Consider the following 20723-nt stretch of genomic DNA (forward strand, 5'->3'; position numbering starts at 1 on the left):
AAAAAGCCCCGACTTAATAGTCGAGGCTCGATTCTTTTTTAGGAGGGGTATTAATTTATAAAAGCTCATTGATCTCAAGAACAATCTCTTGAATCCCTAGAGTGAAAAACTGCACTCCCATACAGATCAATAGGAAGCCCATAATGCGGGTAAATGCATTGATACCATTTTGACCAAGTGCTTTGAGCAGAGGGTACGACATGGTTAATGTGAAGGTGGCAATAAGTGCGACCAGAGCAAGCCCTGCCACTACACCACCATAGACGCTAGTCATACTGGTGTGGTTTTCATAGGTAGCAATTTGAGCGGCTAAGCTAATGATCATCGCCATAGAGCCGGGGCCACATAGTGAAGGAATGGTCAAAGGCACGAGTGCGATTGAATCTTGTCCAGAAGGGGCTGCGCCATTATCGGAGCGAGGAAACAGCATATTGAAGCCAATCGCGACAATGATGATGCCACCGCCTAAACGCAAGCTCGGTATTGAAATACTGAAGAGCTCGAGTACTGATGCACCAATGAAGAAGGTGATGCACAAGGCAATGAAAAGATAGACTCCTGTCGTTTTGGCTTGCGACACAATGTAGCTCTTATCTCGCCCTTTACTCAAACCGAGTAAAACCGTTGCGGCTGCGGGCGGGTTCATTATGGGTAATAGGCCAAGAACTGTGAGTGTCATATAGGTGAACAATGTTTCTAAATGCATAGGAATCCTTATTTTGTGGTGGCAAAGAAAGTTAAATCAAAGTAAAAAAGTGTGCGCTAAATACAGAATACTGAAGAACGAAATCGCGTCGGTTAAGGTGGTCAGCATTGGGCTTGATAGCATGGCTGGATCGAAGTTGAGCCGCTTTAGTAGTAAGGGCAATGTCCCCCCGATCACGACGGCAAGCGTGGAAGAAAGTGTGTAAGCGATGGCGATAACCAATGGCAATCCAGAGTGCTCCCCGCCAAGCGTGAACAGCGTCAGCAGAGCCAATACACCACCAATTAGCATTCCATTAATCGCGCCGATGGGGATCTCTTTTGCCACCACATACAGCAGATCTTTGGCTGAGATCTGCCCCGTGGATAATTCACGTATCGACACGGCAACGGATTGATTCCCTGCAGCGCCAGAAAGGTTGGCGACCAGCGGTAACACAGCCGCTAAGACGGCAATCTGTTCAATAATGGGTTCGTAAAGGGCAATGATTGAAATTGCGGCATAACTTAAGGCGACAGAAGGCAGTAAAAAGGCGAGTCGACGCAGATTGCGTTTTAGTATTGACATGCTGCGAGACTCATCCCCACCAAATACACCAGATTGCTCTAGCATTTGCTGTTTCGAGCGTTGGTATAACGCTTCATTGAGATGTTTAAAACCGACGATGCCTATTTGGAAACCTTGTTCATCAACGATGGGAACAACGGGATGTAAAGTGTTATCCAGTGTACTTTTAATTGTATTTAGATTCGTATCAGGGCCAATAGTAGGCACTGTGGTATCTATGTATTCCTTTAATAACGTCCCGCGTGGTAGCAAGAGTACATCACGGATTTTCAGCCCGCCTAAATAGCTGCCGTCATTGTTATGCAAGTAAACATAGCGCCACTCTAGCCGATCTAGGTTGTGTTCTTGTGCGCTTAATATTGCGCTCAAACTGTCTATGGTAGCGTCTGCGGGGAGTTTGAGGACTTCGCTTTTACAGATCCCTCCGGCAGAGTCTTGTGGGTAGATCAAGGCAGCACGCTCTTCGTCTTTCCATGCTGACGGTAGGGCTTGCCTGAGTCGTTTTTGTAGATCGCGTGGCAGTTCATTGAGTAGCAGTCTGCGGTCTGCGGAATGCAAATATTGAAATAGCACTATGGTGCTGTTTTCAGGTAGTTGACTGATCAATCGTAGCAGTTCGGGATTGGATAAGTGATCAAGTAAGTTGGCCGCAAGGCTTGGGTTTACTTCGCTTAATAGCGCCCAAGTGGCGATACGTTGCGGATCAGAAAGCTTTCTTAATACTGAAGGCAATTCGACAGGTTCAGCCTTTAGAAGTGTTTGATTCAGTCGTTTAGCCTTTCTTAGAGTAAGGCTCTCCAGTATTTTGAGGTACAGCTTTTGCGCACCTTCTGATGGAAAAGCTAATGTTATTAATGTCATATGTTAGACCTTTGACAACAAGTGAAAATGCGATTGAAGCGATTTTTATTCGGATGTTTGTGGTTGTCGTTTCTTGGTCGTAAGCCGAATAAAGAGGGCGACAAATGCGGTGACCATCAGGAGTAAACTGCTGATTAAGAACCACTTTGTAATCAACTCTTGATATTGAGAGACGAATGGATGTCGCATGATCCACTTTCCTATCAGCAATAAACTGAACACCCAGGTAATTGAGCTGGTGAAGCTAACAATAAGCGTTCTAATTGCGCTGAGTTGTGCAATGCCCATTAACATCGGGGTCAGCACGCGAACAAATGGCACAAATCGTGATACGAACAGGGATAGAAATCCGAATCGATTCAATAGCGTTTTTGCTTTGGGTAACGATTCATCGGGCAGCGTTCGCTCTGCTTTACGCATGAATTGGGTATTGTGTAGCCAGCGTCCTTGGACATACGCCACAATACTGCCAAAAAAAGCGGCACTGGTTAGAAGCCATAGTGCACTTGAAAACTCAATCAATCCTAAACCAATCATGCCCCCAACAAACAACACTAGGCCATCTCCGGGCAGTGGTAAGAAAACAAAACTCGACTCAAGGAAAAGTACAATACCGAGTAATAGCAATAAAACGTGCAGTGAATTCAATTCAAGAAGGGCATCAAAGTCTTGTAGCCAAATAGCAGAAATAATGTCTAACATGGGAACTCCAGATTATTGTTAGGCTCTAGCGGGTGATAGCTAGAGCCGCACTATCTTTTAATCAAACATCAAGATGATGTAGGCAAAGAACAAAATGAGATGGGTAGCACCGTTGAGAAAGTTTGTTCTTCCACTGCTAAAGCTCACGCTAGTCATTAATAGTGTCGCACCCAATAACACCATTTCAGCGGGGGCGAGGCCGAGCTGGATGGGTTCGTTCATTACTCCAGAAATCAGCAACACGGCCGGAACGGTGAGTGCAATCGTTGCGAGAACCGAACCAAAGAACAGATTCATCGCGCGCTGTAATTGATTGGTCACGGCGGCTTTGACGGCGCCCACCGCTTCAGGGGCGAGAATAATCAAGGCAACAATTAAACCACCTAGAGCCGCAGGAGCGCCCATTTCTGTGATGCCATCGTTAATTGGAATCGCCAGACTTTTCGCTAACAAAATCACCACCATCAAATAACTCACCAGCATAATGGTGTGGAATATATTGCTGTGCAGAGGGCCATGATGTTCGTGGTGATCTTCATTATCACCATCAATGAAGTAGTCGGTATGGCTACGTGTTTGGATGAACAGGAATACGGCATACAATGCGATTGAAGCGAGCACTAATGTCCATGTTAGGCTAGTCGACATGTTACCTAGCGAATCCATACTGGTGAAATTAGGCAGTACTAAACACAGTAATGAGAGTGGAATAATGGCCACCAAGTACGCTTTTATTCCATCAAGGTTGTAGGTTTGGGTATGGTATTTAATACCACCGATTAGCAAGGTGATGCCGACAAAGCCATTGAGCACCGCCATCACAACAGCAAACATGGTGTCACGCGCTAGGAAAGGGTTAGATTCTCCTGTCAGCATTACGGACGAGACCATAATGACTTCGAGCAAGACAACAGACAGCGTTAATATGAGAGTGCCGTATGGGTCGCCAAGTTTTATCGCCAGCGCATCTGAGTGACGAACAACAGAAAAAATGGCGCTCATTACCGCGTAAAACAGTACCGCAGTAACCAAAATGTAGGCGAATTGAGATAATTCTCCTGTAAGTAAGTTGTCGCCGAACAGTTTAAAAAACAGCACGGCAACAATGCCAAGAGGCAGTTTGTATTCTTGTTTGAGAGCGTTGAGCATGTTGAGCCTTTATTGAGTAACCGAAGGCTCGCTAATGTCCTTTAACGAGAGTAAATCGGGTGAATACTGCAATTTCCTGTGCAGCAGACGGTTCGTTTCAAATTATGTGTTTAAGCTTTTACGTTTAAAGCGATCTGCGCGCCTAACCATGCAGCTAACTTAAAGTGAACCGAGGATTCAGGCCATGAATTAGAGAAATTCTTTGTTGCTATCAGACGACCAACGGTCGCCTAATAGCGTTCTTAAATACGCCGCTAGCTGTGAGCCCTAGCAGTAAGCAATAAGAGCAGTAATAAATAAGATCAGTAAGAAATACGAGTAATAAGCGCAGTAAGCAAAAGCTAAGGCATGCTTTGCAGGGGTTCCTCTTTGTCCAGTTTATAGTGGGAGGGTTTCAAACCCACGCATGTGGGTAAGAGTGTGCCAATAGAGATTGAGGACCATGTACCACTGACAATCCCGACGCACAGCGCAATGGCGAAACCTTCTAGTGCACTCCCTCCTAACAACCACAATGCGGAGACTGTGACCAAGGTAGTGCCTGAGGTGACTAGCGTTCGTGACAAGGTTGATACGATGGACTGATCGAGAAGAGTATCGGTTTCTCCATCTGGCTTGGCGCGAAATACCTCACGGATGCGATCGGAAATGATGATCGAGTCATTTAGGGAGTAGCCCATCACTGCCAGTAAAGCGGCCAACACAGTTAGGTTGAATTCAATTTGAGTTACCGCAAAAAGCCCTAGCACAATGACAATGTCGTAAACCAACGCCGCAATTGAACCTAACGCTAATCGCCATTCAAATCGGTAGCTCAAGTACAGCAAGGTAAGGACGAAACACGCCAAAATTGCCAAGCCGCCTTGCTCGACCATTTCTAACCCAACCTGAGGACCAATTACACTGCTGTTGGTAATCTGAAAATTACTGTCTACTGGCAACAGTGCTTGGTTGAGCGTTTTTCGCAAATCGAGGTCGGTATCATTGAAACGCAGCTGCCAATTTCCCTCGTTGCCTGCCGCCGTTACTTGAACATCTTGGCTTAGTGCTGAATCGAGGTGAGATTTGAGCAGAACTTGAGTGACGTCTGGTTTTGTTTGAATATCGGCGACGACACCTCCGGTAAAGTCGAGCCCCCAATTGAACCCCTTTGCAACGATGGATGTCATGGAAAGTGTTAATAGAATCAGAGATATTATCGTCATCAATTGACGTATTTTGGTGACGTTAATTGATTTGGTCATTACAGTTTCACCTCATGTGAGGTGTTTCTTCCCCACAAATAATTGATAAGAATTCGAGACGCAAATACGCCGGTAAATAAGCTAGTCAGTAGTCCTAATCCGAGTGTGATAGCAAAACCTTGAATTGGGCCGTTACCTATTGCATACAAAGCGATGGCAACGATCATGGTGGTGAGGTTGGCATCGAAAATAGAAGAGAATGCACTATCGAAGCCTCTATCTATGGCTTGGGAAAAGTTTCTGCCTTCTCGCATTTTGTCTTTGATACGTTCAAAGATAAGTACGTTGGTATCAACAGCCATCCCCACGGTGAGTACGAGTCCAGCGATGCCTGGAAGTGTTAGTACAGCGCCAGGGATGAGTGCCAACAGGCCAAACAGACACACTAAGTTGATCGTCAGCGCAGCATTCGCAACCCAACCAAGGCGTCGATACCAACAGGCGATAAACACCAGTGTAAAACCAAGCCCCAAGGCGAGTGCAGCAAAGCCATTTTTGACGTTTTCAGCCCCAAGAGTGGGTCCGATGGTGCGTTCTTCTACAATGGTGACAGGAGCGGTGAGTGAGCCAGCTCTTAATAGAAGTGCAAGGTTTTGCGCGTCAGCCATTGACCCTGTGCCGGTGATGCGAAAACGGTTCCCTAGCGTGGATTGAATGGTCGCGACGCTGATCACTTCGCTTTGTTCAATGGATTGCCCGGTTTCCGTCTGACTGTATTCACTGTACACAGTTGCCATCAGGTTTCCGATATTGCTACGCGAGTGATTGCTTATCAGCCGTCCACCCGTGTTATCAAGCGTGATGTTAACTTCGGGTATTCCCATCTCCCCTAGGCTAGCGCGTGCATCGACAATATGTTCGCCCCCCAAGATACTGTTTCTATGCAAAATGACAGGTCGACCATCTTGGTCATTAATGGATTTTGTTCGGGTGTTGGCGTTGGGCTCCATATGGTAAAACGCCAGCGATGCCGTGGCGCCGAGAATGTTTTTTGCAGATGTCGGGTCTTGTACTCCCGGCAGCTCGATGCGAATTCGATTTTCCCCTTGGCGCTGGACTGCGGCTTCCGTGATCCCTAACTCTTCGATGCGACCTCGCATTGTTTGAAGATTTTGCGTCACCGTCAGCGTCTGAATTGCGCGTTTTTCGTCCTCATTCATTGAGAAAGTTAAACGTTCACCAGATTGGCTAACAGTCCAATGTGGATACTGCGTTCTTAAGTGGGTTCGAATATCGCCAAGTAATGCTTCGTTATATCGAGTTATGACCACTTCCCCATGCTCTACACGAGCGCGTAGACGAAACGTCTGGCGTAGGTCGTCGACCATAGATTGTGCGTGTGCATCAAAGACAGGGGCGAGATCTACGTCTAACAGAAATTGCACACCACCACGCAGATCTAATCCGAACTTAATCGGTTGAAAGCCTAGCGAGGTTAGCCAAGAAGGGGCTGAAGACTCAAGTGCAAGGGCAACGGTCTCCGGTGATTGAACGAATTTGGACATTAATGCTTGTGCGGCGGGCTGTTGTCCGCTTGAAGCAAACGTCACAACTAACCGATCGTTGTTTTCGCTAACACTGTGAACATCAATGTTGTTGTCTACAAGATAGCGATATACATCATCCGCGTGTGCCGAATGCGTTTGGTTTGAAATGTGCAAAGCTTCACGTTCACCAAAGGTTGAGGGCAGGGCACTGAGTAGCATCAGTACCACAGACAGCACGAGAACGATGACCTTCCATTTAGCGGAATAATTTATGGGTGCGATTGAGCGCTTTAACTTCATTTTGGTTGCATCTTATTGATTAACGCATACGTAAGTAGCACAGAGTTTATGTATTCAATAAACACAAGTATTAATCAGGTATGAGTTGAAACTAAGGGGTCTGAAGGAGTGTCGATGGCACTTTCGCTTGCATCGATAAACCTAACTGTTGGTTACCGAGCCATCTTAGTTTCTTGATTCAATAGAGCTATGGGTTAGAGAAATTCATATTTGGTTTGCTCGACTGTTCAGATATGAATTTCTCTAATTCCTCGCAGAGATTTGATTTATTCAAAACAATGGAATTTGAATTAATGATTGAGGATAAATCTACATGGATTACACAATATATTTAAACGACCGCAAGTATAGAGTTTGCGATATTGGCGAAGGGAGATGCACTCTAGTGCTCAGCTACGCAGAAGGCATAGAGTCTTTGCATGAGCACTTTAGCCATCCGCTTCTTGAGATAGAAAGAACGATAGTCATTGATATTTCAACCTGTTGGAGCGGAGAAATCGACACACTGTGCGAAAACGATCGCTACGAGTTAACCGAAGATGTTCGGTTATTAACGGACATCTTTTGGCTTGATGACTTTGAAATTAAAACGGATCACGGACAAGCCATATTTCAGGGAATTTCTGAATCCGCTTTGCCGATTGAAAGTAGTATGAGCTGCGCAAGTAGTGGTAATGAGTCATTGTGATGCGCCAGAATCCAAAGGTGAATTTGAGTGCTGATTAACCAAATATGACTTTCTCTAATTCATCGATTTAATCACTGATATTGAGTGTAATGGCGTCATCGAAAGGGGCTAACCCTAAATTATTCCTTTAACTAGAAGAACGATATTATGCGAAAGATAATTCTCAGCAGTACGCTTTTACTCTCTACTCCATTTGTTGCGGTTGCCGACCAATACAACCTTTCTCTTCAATATAATCCTATTGTTACGGATAGTGGCATTGTCACTACCAAGCCTGCCGCAACGGTGGATCATTTATGGGACGTAGACGTGCAATCAATCACTCAGATAACTGACGGTGTCTATCGTATTGCTGGCTGGGGAATAGGCAACGTTATTGCCGTTGAGGCTCCAGAAGGTTGGATTATCGTTGATACGGGAGACGATGTAAAAGTAGCGCAAGAGCAACGCAAACAGTTAGAGGAAAAACTGAACAAAGAGATTGATGTTCGCGCTGTTCTTTATACCCATTCACATTATGTGTGGGGCACACAGGCTTGGAGTAATGAAAACACCACTATTTATGCTCATGAGTGGATGGAGAAACACCTTTTAGCCGACAATGGCGTGAGCCCTTTAGCGGGAACCTTTTCTACACGAGTCGCTATTCAATTTGGTTTGTTACACCCAGAAAGCGGGCCCGATGCTTTTCCTAACAAACTCGGTTTTACAATGGACAAGCTAGAGGGAGAAAAAGGTTACCAATCTCCGACTGTTACTTTTAAGCACAATCAAGTAGAAACTCACACAATAGCGGGGACGGAGGTGATTGTTTTACCTAGCCCTACGGATGTGACAGACAGTGTTGCCTACTATTTTCCCGAAAAGAGCCTTATGGTGACCAATGCCATGAATGCCGGTTCAATTTTCAATCTCTATACTTTGCGCGGAGATAGGTACCGTGATCCTATTCGCCTTGTTGATGCTGCAGATTTAGTTCTTTCTTATGACTTTGACCATCACGTTGACATACACGGCGGTGCTAATGTGACAAAAGAAGCCGCTGAAAATGCCATTTATGAGTTTCGTGACTCGATGCAACTGATACATGACCAAACAATACGCGCAATAAAGCTTGGAAATGACGCTCAAGGTGCTGCCGAATTTGTGTATATGCCCGCTAACTTGCGAGTGGATAAAGAAACTTATGGGCAAGTTGAAAGCCACGTTAAGCAAGTCTATAACGGTGTTATGGGGTGGAACGGTTGGGATGTGTACGACATCAACCCTCTCAAGACAAAAACCTTTGCTCATCAATTTATCGAGAGCTTAGGAGGGGTTGAACTGGCGAATGCACAGGCGAAACAGTCGAATCAGAAACAAACGCTGGAAGGGTGGCAGTGGTCTTTGTATTTAACCTCACAAATACTTGAAATTGATCCTGATAGTGCCGACGCCAAACATTCTCGTGCAGAAGCTGCCAGAGCACTAGGGCAACGTACTAGTTCAGCCAATGCTCGTGGATTCTATATTTCCGAAGCATTACTTCATGAAGGGAAACTTTCATTTGGTGCGCATCATTTGGATAATTATCAAACGCTAACCCAGTTACTCGGCGCAATCACAATGGAAAAGCTAGAGAAATCACCGATAGAAAATAATGTAGAGTACATCCGTTATTTGGTGGATACACGCAAAGCGGAAGGTTTGTCTTCTCAATTTAACCTAAAGATGAGCGATAGTGAGCACGCGTTTGGTATTCAGCTTCGAAATGGCATCATTCAAATTAGCTCTCAATTAAATTCTGGAGTTACCGTTAATTTATCTCACTCGGACTGGAGCGAAGTGTTACTTGGCAAGACAGAGTTTAAGCAATTAGATAAGTCTCTAGCAGACTTTGATACAGCGCTCATTATTGCTGAGAAATAAATAAGCCTTAGCGTATTTTAGCATTTTCAATGGTGGTGAATTTCGCCACCGTTGTTGATGTTTTCTTATTTATCCTAAGTCGTTTAGGGAATTATCTGTAAACGACTTTTGTCCCAGAGACGGGTTAGTGGCCTAGTGCTAATCTGTCTTTGCTCTATTTCTTATCTCTCTATTACGGCAGTGCTTTGACGCTTGCGAATGTCATTGTTGCAATATCACCCCTAATCTTTTGCCAAAATTCCGGATTATCTCAACGAGAAAATGCGACATCATAGACCTCAGTTACAGATTACAGGCAAATTGGAGAAGAAGATGAGCGCAACGTTATCAACAGAAATCCCGTCAACAACAAAGTATACACACCAGTACATTGAGGTTTTAGGTTCTAAAATAGCCTATATCGATGTAGGAGAAGGTGACCCAATTCTTTTTCTACACGGTCAGCCAACATCGTCGTACTTGTGGCGTAATATCATGCCTCACCTTGAAGGTCAGGGGCGCTTGATTGCACCGGATAACATTGGTTTTGGTAAATCTGACCAACCAGATCTAGCGTATACCTTTGAAGACCATTACCGCTATTTTGATGCATTAATGAAGAAACTAGACCTTAATAACATTACCCTGGTTGTACACGATTGGGGGTCTGGTCTAGGTCTGCATTACGCACGTCTTAACGAATCAAGAATCAAAGCAATTGTCACGATGGAGGCGCTAATGGCACCGCTTCTACCGGCTGAAAGCTACGATGCTTACCCAAAGAAAAAGGCTGAGTTTTCTAAGATGGTTCGAGATCCTGTTCAGGGGCGTAAGCTTGTGATTGAGGACAATTTCTTTTTGGAAAAAGCATTTCCTGCTGCGATAATTCGTCCACTAGATAAAGAAACTCATGAAGAGTATATGAAGCCATTTCCTACTGAAAAATCACGCATTCAGGTTTTCCAGTGGCCACGTGAGCTACCCATTGGTGGAGAGCCTGCGGTAACGACTAAAGTTGTTAGCAACTACAACTCATGGCTTGAAACAACAGAAATTCCTTGGTTATATTTGTATGCGACTCCGGGTTCTCAGAACCCACCAGAGGCGGCGGACTACTGGGAAACTCGTGCAAAAAACATTCAAATTTCCTACATTGGTGAGGCCATTCACTACGTACAAGAAGATCAGCCATACGCCATTGGTCGTGCTATCTATGATTGGTATCGCCGTATCAATAAATAGTTCAACAAGCGGTTGGGGAAATTCATATCGTGCACTAAAGCGCTATTTGTAATAATTGGAAAAGTCATCAATGTAACTTTCCCAGACTGGTGTTTCACCGATAACATCTTTAATTGTTTCTATAAATTTGTTTACCAAAGGTGTCGGGTTACGGTGGGGGTATACGGCATGGATGCTCCCCAGACTATCAGGTAACGTATGATCGGTAAGCAGCGGAACGAGTCCAAGCTCTTCGAGATTTCTGTCAAGCATATACGCCCCTAATATGCCGAACCCCAACCCTGATTTAATCGTGTCTAGGATAAGTTCTGGCTCGTTTACCCGATAGCGTCCCTGAAACTCCCATATTTTGCTAGCTCCTGTTTTTGGATCGAGCCCGATAGGGATTCGGTTTACTACCAGTCCGTCATTAGCATAAAAAACAGCGGGGAGTTTAACTAATTCCTCTGGTGTTTTGGGCATGCCATATTCTTCAATAAACGCTTGCGATGCTAATATTACGGGCTTATTATCCGCAAGTTTTCTAGCGACTAAATTTGAGTCCTGAGCCTGGCCTATTCGAAACGCGATATCGTATCTGTCTTCTATGATGCTTCTTTTTTTGTTGTCTAGAATCAACTGGATATGTGCATCCGGATACTTTTTCATAAAGATCTTTACGGCCTGTTGAACGTAGCGTTTGCCAAACAAGGTAGGGCTGGTTATTCGTAATAAACCTTTAGGCTGATTGTGAAATGATTCAACGATCCGATGAGTGTCAGAGATAGTTTGGCGGACGGATTCGGCTTGTTTCAGAACCTCTTTGCCAGCTTCTGTCAGCGATAGGGAGCGGGTAGAGCGATTAAGAAGACGAATACCCAGCTCATCCTCCAAAGTCTTTATCTGCTTGGACAGCGATGATCTATCCATATGCCTTAAATCGGCAGCCTTGGTATAAGAGCCTTGCTTTACCACGTCGACAAAAAGATCAAGCCGCGTTGCTATGTCCATGATGTAAACCTCTCCGTTAAACTGCATGGTGAATAAAGACAAACCACCTCAAATAATCACACTTTCATTATACACAAGCGGTTTAGGTATTGAGGGAATAACCTCCACAATGATTGGATAAATGCTTCGATTATTAATCCGAGAATTTACGTAACAATAAGCGCTATTAAATCAGTACATCAGCTTAATCTATAGGCGGATATATGAGTAAAAAATAAAGATAGAATTTGTTTTCGGTGCTGTTTGTCTCTCGTAAGCAATTGGTTATAAGCGTTTAAAGCCGGCTATTTTGGGTCTGAACTTATAAGAAAAGATCGAGATTGAATGGCATCCGGCCAGCGAAGTCATATAAGTAGAGTTTGAACTAATTAAACATTGATAAACCCCAGCTATGCAGGGATGACTCGCATTGGTTTGACCGTGACAACGGTATATGTAATACCAATCGTACTAAATAACTGGTCATTTTTCCTGCGCTAGTTCTGATCACTTACTTAGTGTGATTGGTATAACTTCTTTGCTCGACCAAAAGTAAAGAGGACACAACCTTTGCGAGACAATACGAGTCTGTCTCATACCTGATGGGATCGTAAATTGCCTAGCTGGGCAAAACACGCCTATGCCCTTAAGTATCTAGGTAAGCTCGAAAATGTCATAAATCTAGTCGGCTATTTGCCCTAGTTATTCCAGTGCTGATAAGGTGAATTCATTCAGCTAAACGACCGCTGAACCAAAACGATTGTGTCCATCACTGCCTTTAAAAAAGCCAAGATAAATCAACATCAATAGTGAACCAATCAAAGGCACTAGGTTGACCACTACCCACCAACCTGTTTTATCAAGGTCGTGTAAGCGTCTTACTTGTGTTGCGATAGACCACCACATCAACAAGATACTCACTATAAAAGTCACAAACGATGCTAATGGCGAAACATTGTCGGGACTCTGATGAGATAAATTGCTATCAAGTGCGAGACGCATACCTACGCTTATCACTAAACAGATGACGAACATCAACCAATACGTTTTGCGACTGGCGCGGCCTTGAAATGAAAGAATGCCCATAAATTGACTCCTTTATAGCGATAGAGTTGTTAATTTGACTCAATATAGCACATCCCCAAGTGCGCCTAACTAGACCAAGCTATAGTTTTCGAAACCATTTGTTGCGCTTTTGCATAAACGTTTTTTAGATAGCGGTAATAGCGCAATTTTCGCAATCTTATACTGCATAGCCATTGTTGACTTTTTAATCATTTACCATAAAGACAGATTTATACCAATTGCAGTAAGTAACTGAGCAGTCTTGCTGGTTAAAGCACTTAATTACTGTGATTGGGGTTAGACCTGAGTGCTTGATAACGCTGGTGGAATTTATTACCAATAAATTTTCATCGTGAGCAAGAGACAAGCGAGGTTAATTTTTAAGGAAACTAAGTGAACAGTTATCAGATTTTGTACAAAAAAAAGATTATTTGGGCGGTCAATCTTGGCGGTAACAATGTTGTAGATCAGATAACCAGTTTAACGGAACAAGGGTATGAAATATTCAGTCGAGTAGTGCAGGCAAGCACTGAGAGTGATGCTATCCGTCAATTTAAAAAACTGTATAAACCGGCTAAAGACAGCCATGATGTGACAATGGGTAGTATCTTTTTCTTCAAAACCAACAAGTTACAAAGGCTTCCTTATCTGGCATATTCGATAGCCAGTTATATTGTCGCTTTAGTCAGCGTATTACTGCTGGCGATGGTCGCACACGAAAGCGATATGGATTACTCAATGTTTTTGTTAATCCCTACTTTCCTAGGATTGGTATGGTTTATTAGTGCATTATCTATTGCCAGATGGAAAAACTGCGGGCATAAAGTGTGGCAATATGTGGTCGTTGCGTTAATTGTTACTTTGCTTGATTTATATTTCCTAGGTGCAATGAATGTATTATTGATGTTGTATTTATTTTTTAGACCTCAGTCAAAAAATATAGCCTAAGAATTAATATAAATGTCATAAATAAAGCGTCAGACTATTAATAGTTTGACGCTTTATTTTTTTGTGAGTTGTTCATTTATTTAACTTGGTGTGAAAATAGAGGAAAGGTGCGTATTAACAGCTTTTGTGACACCTGTTTAAATAACTATTTCGATTAACTATTTTAACTTAACTATTCTATTGTGCGGGATAAAGCTTACCAATACTAGGCAAGTAAAGTCTTATTGGACTTGAGAAGTCTAGTGAGTTGATCCGTTAAGTTCAATCGCTTTGATAGCGTTAGTCGCCCTGCATCGTACAGTCTTACTAGCACACTGTTATCAGTCAGTTCACATCGATTTTCATAGCGTATTTCTTCTAGAAAAGCGTCCAGTTTATACGGAGATAAACAAAACCTTTCCATTTCACACTCTTGATCGCAGTTGTATATAACCACTTCCATACATGCTCTCCTAAGAGTAATTATTTTCGATGGATTTATTATCCTTAAATATTACTTAATAAACTCGTTGCTAAGTCACATAAAGAGTTTTGGCGCTAGTATGTGCGAGGTTGATCAACAAATTTACTTTCAAATCCTCTTTATCTGAGAAATAGGTCACTATTGTCAGTGCCCTAAATAAGGATAAAACCTTATATTTATTGCCTTAAATAAAATATGTAACTCGTTAATAAATAGTTAGTTACATAGGTTTGTGATATACGATGCATATAGATGTGGATTGATTGTAATGTTTAACTTTGGTTATTGTTAAATTTGGAAAATAAGTAGCAGAAAAAGACATTACTCAATCCATTTCATTATTTGAGTCAAATGACTAGAATGATACTGTGAAGCAATATCAATTAGATTCGTTGCTAGAAAGCAAAAGGAAACATATGAACCCGCAAAACTACCTTAACTCTTTAAATAGAGATTATCTGAATGTGCATCGTCAAAAAGAAGACCTGTTTTGGACAACTTATATGGGGACGTCAAACGATCAGGCGGGTTCAGCTGCCGCTGAAACCAAGTGGAACCAGTTTCTAAGTGACCCTGAAAGATTGAGCCAAATTCAGCAACAGCTTGAGCAATTAAATCAATTAGACAGCAATGAAGAAACGCAGTTGGTGAAACAAGGTTTGCAAGGCTGGTTAGCGACTTTTAAGGCGCACGCTTTACCTACCGAAGAATCTCGTCAACTAAAAGCCGATTTAATTAAGTTTGAATCGGATCTGTTTGAGAAAAAACAAAACTACACTCAAGTGTTTATTGATGCTGATGGTAACGAACAACAAGGTTCACTGCCGGTATTGGCGGCAAACATTCGTACCAGTGATCATGAAGCGGTGCGTAAATCGTCTCACCAAGCCTTGCTAGATGTGGAGCAATGGCTACTGCACAATGGATTTTTAGATCTGGTTAAGCTGCGCAATAAGTTTGCTCGCTCATTAGGCTTTGATAACTTCTTTGACTATTCCATTGTAAAAACAGAGCAAATGTCGACAGACGAGCTGTTTGCCATTTTAGACGACTTTGAACAGCGAACTCGCGACAGTAATTTACGCAGTTTGCAGGAGTTGGCGGCAGAAAAAGGCGATAGCGCCGTTGAAGCGCACAACTTTGTATTCTCTTTCTCTGGCGATGCAATGCGTGATTTGGATCAGTACGTGCCATTTTCACAATCGCTTCGTCGTTGGATTGAGTCGTTTGGTCGCCTTAACATCACCTATGCAAATGCGGAATTGACCTTAGATCTTTTGGATCGTAAAGGTAAATACCCTAATGGATTCTGTCATGGTCCAATTCCATCATTTGTCGATGAAAATTCGCAATGGGTTGCGGCAAAAGTGAATTTCACTAGTAACGCTAAACCCGATCAAGTCGGTAGTGGCTATGACGGAATTAATACATTGTTCCACGAAGGTGGACATGCCGCGCACTTCTCGAATGTGAAAATGAACGCGCCGTGTTTTGCGCAAGAGTTTGCACCAACTTCAATGGCATACGCTGAAACACAATCGATGTTTTGTGACAGCTTACTAGGGGACGGTGATTGGCTAAAACTGTACGCGCTGAATGAGAAGGGCGAAGCCATCTCAGATGACGTGATTAAAGCGATGGTGGAAAGCAAACAGCCGTTTCGCGCTTATGGTGAACGTAGCATCTTAGTGGTGCCGTATTTTGAACGTGCTTTATACCAACTTTCTGAGCAAGAGCTGACGCCTGAAAACGTGACTCGCCTTGCTCGTGAAACAGAGCAAAAGATCCAAGGTTTGGCCTGTAGCCCACGACCGCTAATGGCGATCCCGCACTTATTGTCGGATGAATCTGCTTGTGCGTACCAAGGGTATTTATTGGCGCACATGGCGGTTTATCAAACTCGCGCGTACTTTACCAAGAAGTTTGGCTTCCTTACCGATAACCCTGAAATTGGTCCGTTGCTAGAGCAGCACTACTGGCGTCAAGGTAATGCGGTCAATCATAATCAGACCATTATTCAACTGACAGGCGAGGGCTTTAATGCCAAATATCTGGCGGATGAGTGTAACTTAACGTCTGAGCAAGCGTGGGACAACGAACTACAAAAAATTGCGGGTTTAGCGGATCGTGAACGTGCAAGTGTACACGCTTTAGACGCTCGCATTAGTATTGTGGATGGCGATAAAGAATTGGCAAACAATGAGCTTAGCGATGAGCAAATGTGCCAAGGTTTTGAACGCTATATCGTAGAGACCTACGGACGTTAATGACGTTGATAGAGCGTTATAGCTAACGCCCTCATTTATACAGACAATAAAAAAGGTCGGAATCACTTATGTGACTCCGACCTTTTGTTTTTTAGTGTATTACGCTTGCGCTAATACTTTCTGGTCGCTTTTCTTCAAGAAAGCGTAAGTGAAGCCAGTCACCAGTGTACCTGCGGCAATTGCCACTAAGTACATCACCACTGGTGTAATTGCGTTTGGAATTAACAGTACGAATAAGCCGCCGTGTGGTGCCAGTAACTCTGCGCCAAACAACATACATAGCGCACCGGTAATTGCTCCGCCAATCATACATGATGGGATAACACGCATTGGATCTTTAGCTGCAAATGGAATCGCACCTTCTGAGATAAAGCATAAACCTAGTACAAAAGAGGCTTTACCTGCTTCACGAGCACTGGATTCAAACTTGTTTTTCGCTAAGAAAGTCGCTAGACCCATACCGAGTGCAGGTACCATACCTGCCGCCATAATTGCCGCCATTGGTGCGTATTGTTGTGATGCAAGTAGACCCACACCGAACGCATACGCTGCTTTGTTTACTGGACCGCCTAAGTCAAAGCACATCATTGCGCCAAGTAAAATACCTAGCATTACCGCATTACCTGCGCCCATAGTGTTTAGGAAGTTCTCAAGGCCACCCATTGTTGCTGCCACTGGGCTACCGACCACGTAAATCATAACTAAACCAGTAAACAGAGTCGCAACAAAAGGAATGATTAAGATGGGTTTAAGTGCTTCCATCGACTGTGGTAAAGAGAGTTTTTCGGCGATAAATTTTGCGCTGTAACCGGCAATGAAACCTGCCGCTATGCCACCAAGGAAGCCTGCGCCTAATGAACTGGCTAACATGCCACCCACTAGACCGGGTGCAAGTCCTGGACGGTCAGCGATGGAAAAGGCGATGTAACCAGCAAGCACTGGAATCATCAAGGCAAATGCAGAAGCGCCACCAATCTTCATTAATGAGGCAGCAAGGGTGCCTTCTTCTTTAAATGCTTCAATACCAAACACGAAGCTAAGAGCAATGATAAGTCCACCTGCAACCACAACCGGTAGCATGTGCGATACACCGGTCATTAAGTGTTGATAGACGCCTTTGCTAGCAGTGTTGCTGTCACTAGAGGTTGCTGCGCCTGTTGCTTTATAGGTAGTTGCTTGGGCAAACGCATTTTCAATTTCTTGCTTGGTTTTCTTAAGCGCAGGGCCAGTTTTGGTGCGATACAGTAATTTGCCATCAAAACGATCCAGTGGCACATCAATATCAGCGGCAATAATTACTAAATCCGCGTCTTGGATTTCTTGGTCAGTCAGTTGGTTTTTAGCACCAACCGAACCACGTGTTTCTACTTTTATTTGGTGTCCTTGACGTACCGCTTCTGATTCTAGAGCTTCAGCGGCCATAAAGGTATGTGCAACGCCAGTAGGGCAGGCGGTGATTGCCACAATCTTTTTGCTAGCAGAAGCACTTGGCGCACTTGCCGCACTTGCTGTTGTCACATCGGCATTGGTTAGCGTCGTTGCATTGTGAATTGCTTTATTTAAGAACTCACTGGCATTGCTTACGGCATTTCCAATACTTCCTTGGTAGACACTTTTCCCAACAAAGCGAGAGGTATCAATTGGGGTATCTGCGGCGATGATAATGGCATCGGCGTTATCTATATCGTGCTGGGTTAATGTATCTCCTTTTACGACTTTAGATTGGCATTCAATTTTCGCACTGATCTGTAGCGATTGAGCGGCTTTTTCTAAAAGTCCCGCAGCGATGATGCTGTTCGCAACTCCACTTGGGCAGGCTGTAATAATTGCAATATTCATAGGGAAGACCTTTATTTAGTTGTAATAGAGTGTCGTACATCAACTTGATTGATGACGCTGTGCAATTGTTCTTTACTGGGTATACCGACTCCAACTTGGGCGACGGCAAGAGCGGATAAACCTGTAGCAAACTGCAACAAGGGTTCTTTTTCCATGTTTTGCATATGGCCCCAACATAGGCCTGCAACTAATGTGTCACCAGCACCAACGGTGCTAACAACGTTCATTTTCGGTGGTTGGGAAAATAACCATTTTCCCTGTTTTAGCCACATTACGCCGTTTGCACCCATCGACACGACGATGTTATCGATGCCTTTATCGGCAAGCTCTAATGCGGCTTGTTGGCACTGCTCGGCAGTGCTTAATGAGCGGCCGACAAACTCAGCCAGTTCTTCATCGTTAGGTTTGATAAGCCAAGGCTTCGCGTCCAGTCCAGCACGCAGCGCATCGCGACTGCTATCAAACAGGACTTTTTTGCCAAGTTGATGCAGTTTTTCAATCCACGAGGCGCAAAGCTGTGGTGAAATCCCTTTGGGTAAACTACCTGCTATCACGAAATAGTCATGGTCTTTGGCAAGTGCAAACAGGGTTTCTTCAAAGGCTTTGATATCTGCTTCTGTGACCGCCACGCCAGGGAAGTTGATGTCGCTGACTCTGCCATCTTCTTCAATCAATTTGACATTAATGCGTGTTGCGCCATCGACTCGAATAAAGGCATCTTTGGCTTTGATATCGTCAAATAGTTGGCTAAATAACTCTGGGTTATCTTTGCCTAAAAAGCCGGTTACCGTGACCTCTGCGCCAAGTTCACTCAGCACTTTAGCGACGTTGACGCCTTTGCCTGCGGCGTGTAGTGAGCCTTGTTCAACAAGGTTTACTAAGCCTAAATGTAGCCCCTTTACACTGCCTGTTAGATCTAACGCAGGGTTTAAGGTAACGGTGACTACTTTGTTGGTTGTTGAAGTCATGTTCTTATCCTTCACCAAGACCAGATTCTATGGCGATTCCGATGGCCTTTAGCGCCGCTTCTGCATCAATACCATCGGCAGAAAACTGTAATTTGTGACCATGTTTGACGCCCATCGCAATCACCTTCATCAGGCTCTTAGCGTTTACCGGTTTTGCTTCGCCGTCTAAGTTGCACACTTTGATATCGGATTGGAATTTCTTCGCTTCAGCCACCAACATTGCGCCAGGTCTTGCGTGCAAACCGTGTGCATTTTTGATAGTAAATTGGGCTTGAGCCGCCGCTTCGCTAGCATCAGCTGCGTCACTATCACTTGAAAACAGAGCAAGCAAGGCTTGTGGTGTGGATTGCAACAGCTCGTTTTGTCTTTGCAAAGCCACAGTGTTCGTTAAGGTGGTGAGCATAGGTTGATGAGTTGCGTTAGTGGCAGAAAATGCCACTAAACCTTTCACTGGTTGTCCTTGGTACTGGCAGTGGTTTGCGGTAGTCACAAATGACATAGCAGTGCGCTGACAGCCGACATCACTGGACAGCAACCATAGACCTTGACCTAGATTGGTCGGCGTTTTCGTGACCAAATCAGCGATAAAGTCATTGTCTACGCTGCCTTGGTTTTTAAGCAAGCCCCCGGCAACGGCGGCCAGTTGCAATACATCGTTAGCTGGGAAGTTAAGCTCGATAAGGGACTCATTGAAATCGGCATCAAATTGCACGTCACCGTTAAGTAAGCCGACAATCGTTTGCGCCGTTTCTGCATTTTGCAGGGCACTTTCCACACCATCAGATGAGAGAACTTTAGTTAACTGTTTTAAAATGCCTAAATGTTCATCAGATTTAGCGGCAATGCCAATCGCTAAATACACTGTATTGCCGTCACCCCACGGCACACCGTCGGGAAAGTGATGGATTGCAACGCCGGTGCTTTTTACTAGCGAGCGCGTGTTTACTGTGCCATGGGGGATAGCAATGCCGTTACCCAAAAAGGTCGAGTTTTGCGATTCACGGTTTAGCATTCCTTGAACATAGCCAGACTCAACAAGTTGTTTGTCCGCTAGACTTTTGGCAATGCTTTGAATCGCTGTTTTTTTATCAACCGCTTTTTGCTGCAATGTGATGTCTTGTGTCGTAATTGTGAGCATGTTCGCCTCTTCCTATTTGGTTTCACTCTCACTTAATTGTTGCTTTAAGTGGTCTGCTTAATCGATTCAGCAAATTGAGAAATAAAATGCCCTTTATTTCTAGGGCGACTGCGTTTGTCTATTTCAAAGCAGTGTTTTATTACTTAACGCTGTATGAACAAATCATTTTTTGGGGTCAATAAAGTTGTAGTTCAATTGCGTTACTAATGATTAATCGGCAATCTGTTTAACAA

The 20723-nt window shown here is 43.9% G+C and carries 16 protein-coding genes; 5 read left to right on the plus strand and 11 right to left on the minus strand.

The genetic code is table 11. The annotated features are described in order from the left end of the window. Positions 1–55: 55 nt before the first annotated feature. The 6 genes from OCU38_RS14960 to secD form a co-directional block, all read right to left on the minus strand. On the minus strand, positions 56–706 hold the full coding sequence (locus OCU38_RS14960) for a MarC family NAAT transporter (protein ID WP_261824315.1): 651 nt from the start codon (positions 704–706) through the stop codon (positions 56–58). Between the two features lie 36 nt (positions 707–742). Next, positions 743–2134, minus strand: coding sequence for a magnesium transporter (locus OCU38_RS14965; protein ID WP_261824316.1), 1392 nt, complete (start codon positions 2132–2134; stop codon positions 743–745). A gap of 45 nt (positions 2135–2179) precedes the next feature. Beyond that, positions 2180–2836, minus strand: a complete 657-nt coding sequence (locus OCU38_RS14970) for a DedA family protein (RefSeq protein WP_261824317.1) — start codon at positions 2834–2836, stop codon at positions 2180–2182. Positions 2837–2893: 57 nt separating this feature from the next. Beyond that, on the minus strand, positions 2894–3985 hold the full coding sequence (locus OCU38_RS14975; protein WP_261824318.1) for a calcium:proton antiporter: 1092 nt from the start codon (positions 3983–3985) through the stop codon (positions 2894–2896). A gap of 341 nt (positions 3986–4326) precedes the next feature. After that, positions 4327–5229, minus strand: a complete 903-nt coding sequence (gene secF / locus OCU38_RS14980) for a protein translocase subunit SecF (RefSeq protein WP_261824319.1) — start codon at positions 5227–5229, stop codon at positions 4327–4329. Further along, a complete protein-coding gene (gene secD, locus OCU38_RS14985) occupies positions 5229–7016 on the minus strand; it encodes a protein translocase subunit SecD (protein WP_261824320.1) in 1788 nt (595 codons plus the stop codon). The genes secF and secD overlap by 1 nt, the downstream gene beginning before the upstream one ends. A gap of 313 nt (positions 7017–7329) precedes the next feature. Here secD and OCU38_RS14990 point away from each other — a divergent pair, with 313 nt between their 5' ends. From OCU38_RS14990 to OCU38_RS15000, 3 genes are all read left to right on the plus strand, one after another. Then, positions 7330–7704 (plus strand): hypothetical protein, encoded by a 375-nt coding sequence (locus OCU38_RS14990; protein ID WP_261824321.1) that lies wholly within the window; start codon positions 7330–7332, stop codon positions 7702–7704. Between the two features lie 147 nt (positions 7705–7851). Continuing rightward, positions 7852–9612, plus strand: coding sequence for an alkyl sulfatase dimerization domain-containing protein (locus OCU38_RS14995; RefSeq protein ID WP_261824322.1), 1761 nt, complete (start codon positions 7852–7854; stop codon positions 9610–9612). Positions 9613–9924: 312 nt separating this feature from the next. Beyond that, complete coding sequence (locus tag OCU38_RS15000; protein WP_261824323.1) at positions 9925–10833, plus strand: haloalkane dehalogenase; 909 nt, start codon at positions 9925–9927, stop codon at positions 10831–10833. A gap of 42 nt (positions 10834–10875) precedes the next feature. Here OCU38_RS15000 and OCU38_RS15005 read toward each other — a convergent pair whose 3' ends face one another. Then, positions 10876–11823, minus strand: coding sequence for a LysR family transcriptional regulator (locus tag OCU38_RS15005; protein ID WP_261824324.1), 948 nt, complete (start codon positions 11821–11823; stop codon positions 10876–10878). Between the two features lie 714 nt (positions 11824–12537). Beyond that, positions 12538–12888, minus strand: coding sequence for a DUF805 domain-containing protein (locus OCU38_RS15010; protein WP_261824325.1), 351 nt, complete (start codon positions 12886–12888; stop codon positions 12538–12540). Positions 12889–13260: 372 nt separating this feature from the next. Between OCU38_RS15010 and OCU38_RS15015 the strand changes: the two genes are divergently transcribed. Both OCU38_RS15015 and OCU38_RS15020 read left to right on the plus strand, forming a co-directional pair. After that, positions 13261–13815, plus strand: a complete 555-nt coding sequence (locus OCU38_RS15015; protein WP_261824326.1) for a hypothetical protein — start codon at positions 13261–13263, stop codon at positions 13813–13815. A gap of 879 nt (positions 13816–14694) precedes the next feature. Next, positions 14695–16545 carry a M3 family metallopeptidase gene (locus OCU38_RS15020; RefSeq protein WP_261824327.1) on the plus strand — a complete coding sequence of 617 codons (1851 nt, stop codon included), beginning with the start codon at positions 14695–14697 and terminating at the stop codon, positions 16543–16545. Between the two features lie 99 nt (positions 16546–16644). Here the strand turns inward: OCU38_RS15020 and fruA are convergent, their stop codons facing one another. The 3 genes from fruA to fruB are packed head-to-tail and all read right to left on the minus strand — an operon-like array spanning position 16645 to position 20490. Further along, positions 16645–18384, minus strand: coding sequence for a PTS fructose transporter subunit IIBC (gene fruA, locus OCU38_RS15025; RefSeq protein ID WP_261824328.1), 1740 nt, complete (start codon positions 18382–18384; stop codon positions 16645–16647). An 11-nt stretch (positions 18385–18395) separates the two neighbouring features. Further along, the gene (pfkB, locus tag OCU38_RS15030) at positions 18396–19352 is read right to left on the minus strand and encodes a 1-phosphofructokinase (protein ID WP_261824329.1); all 957 of its coding nucleotides are present in this window, start codon (positions 19350–19352) and stop codon (positions 18396–18398) included. A 4-nt stretch (positions 19353–19356) separates the two neighbouring features. After that, positions 19357–20490, minus strand: coding sequence for a fused PTS fructose transporter subunit IIA/HPr protein (gene fruB / locus OCU38_RS15035; protein ID WP_261824330.1), 1134 nt, complete (start codon positions 20488–20490; stop codon positions 19357–19359). Positions 20491–20723: the final 233 nt, after the last annotated feature.

This window comes from Vibrio neonatus, from assembly GCF_024346975.1.
GTDB classification, from domain to species: Bacteria; Pseudomonadota; Gammaproteobacteria; order Enterobacterales; family Vibrionaceae; genus Vibrio; species Vibrio neonatus.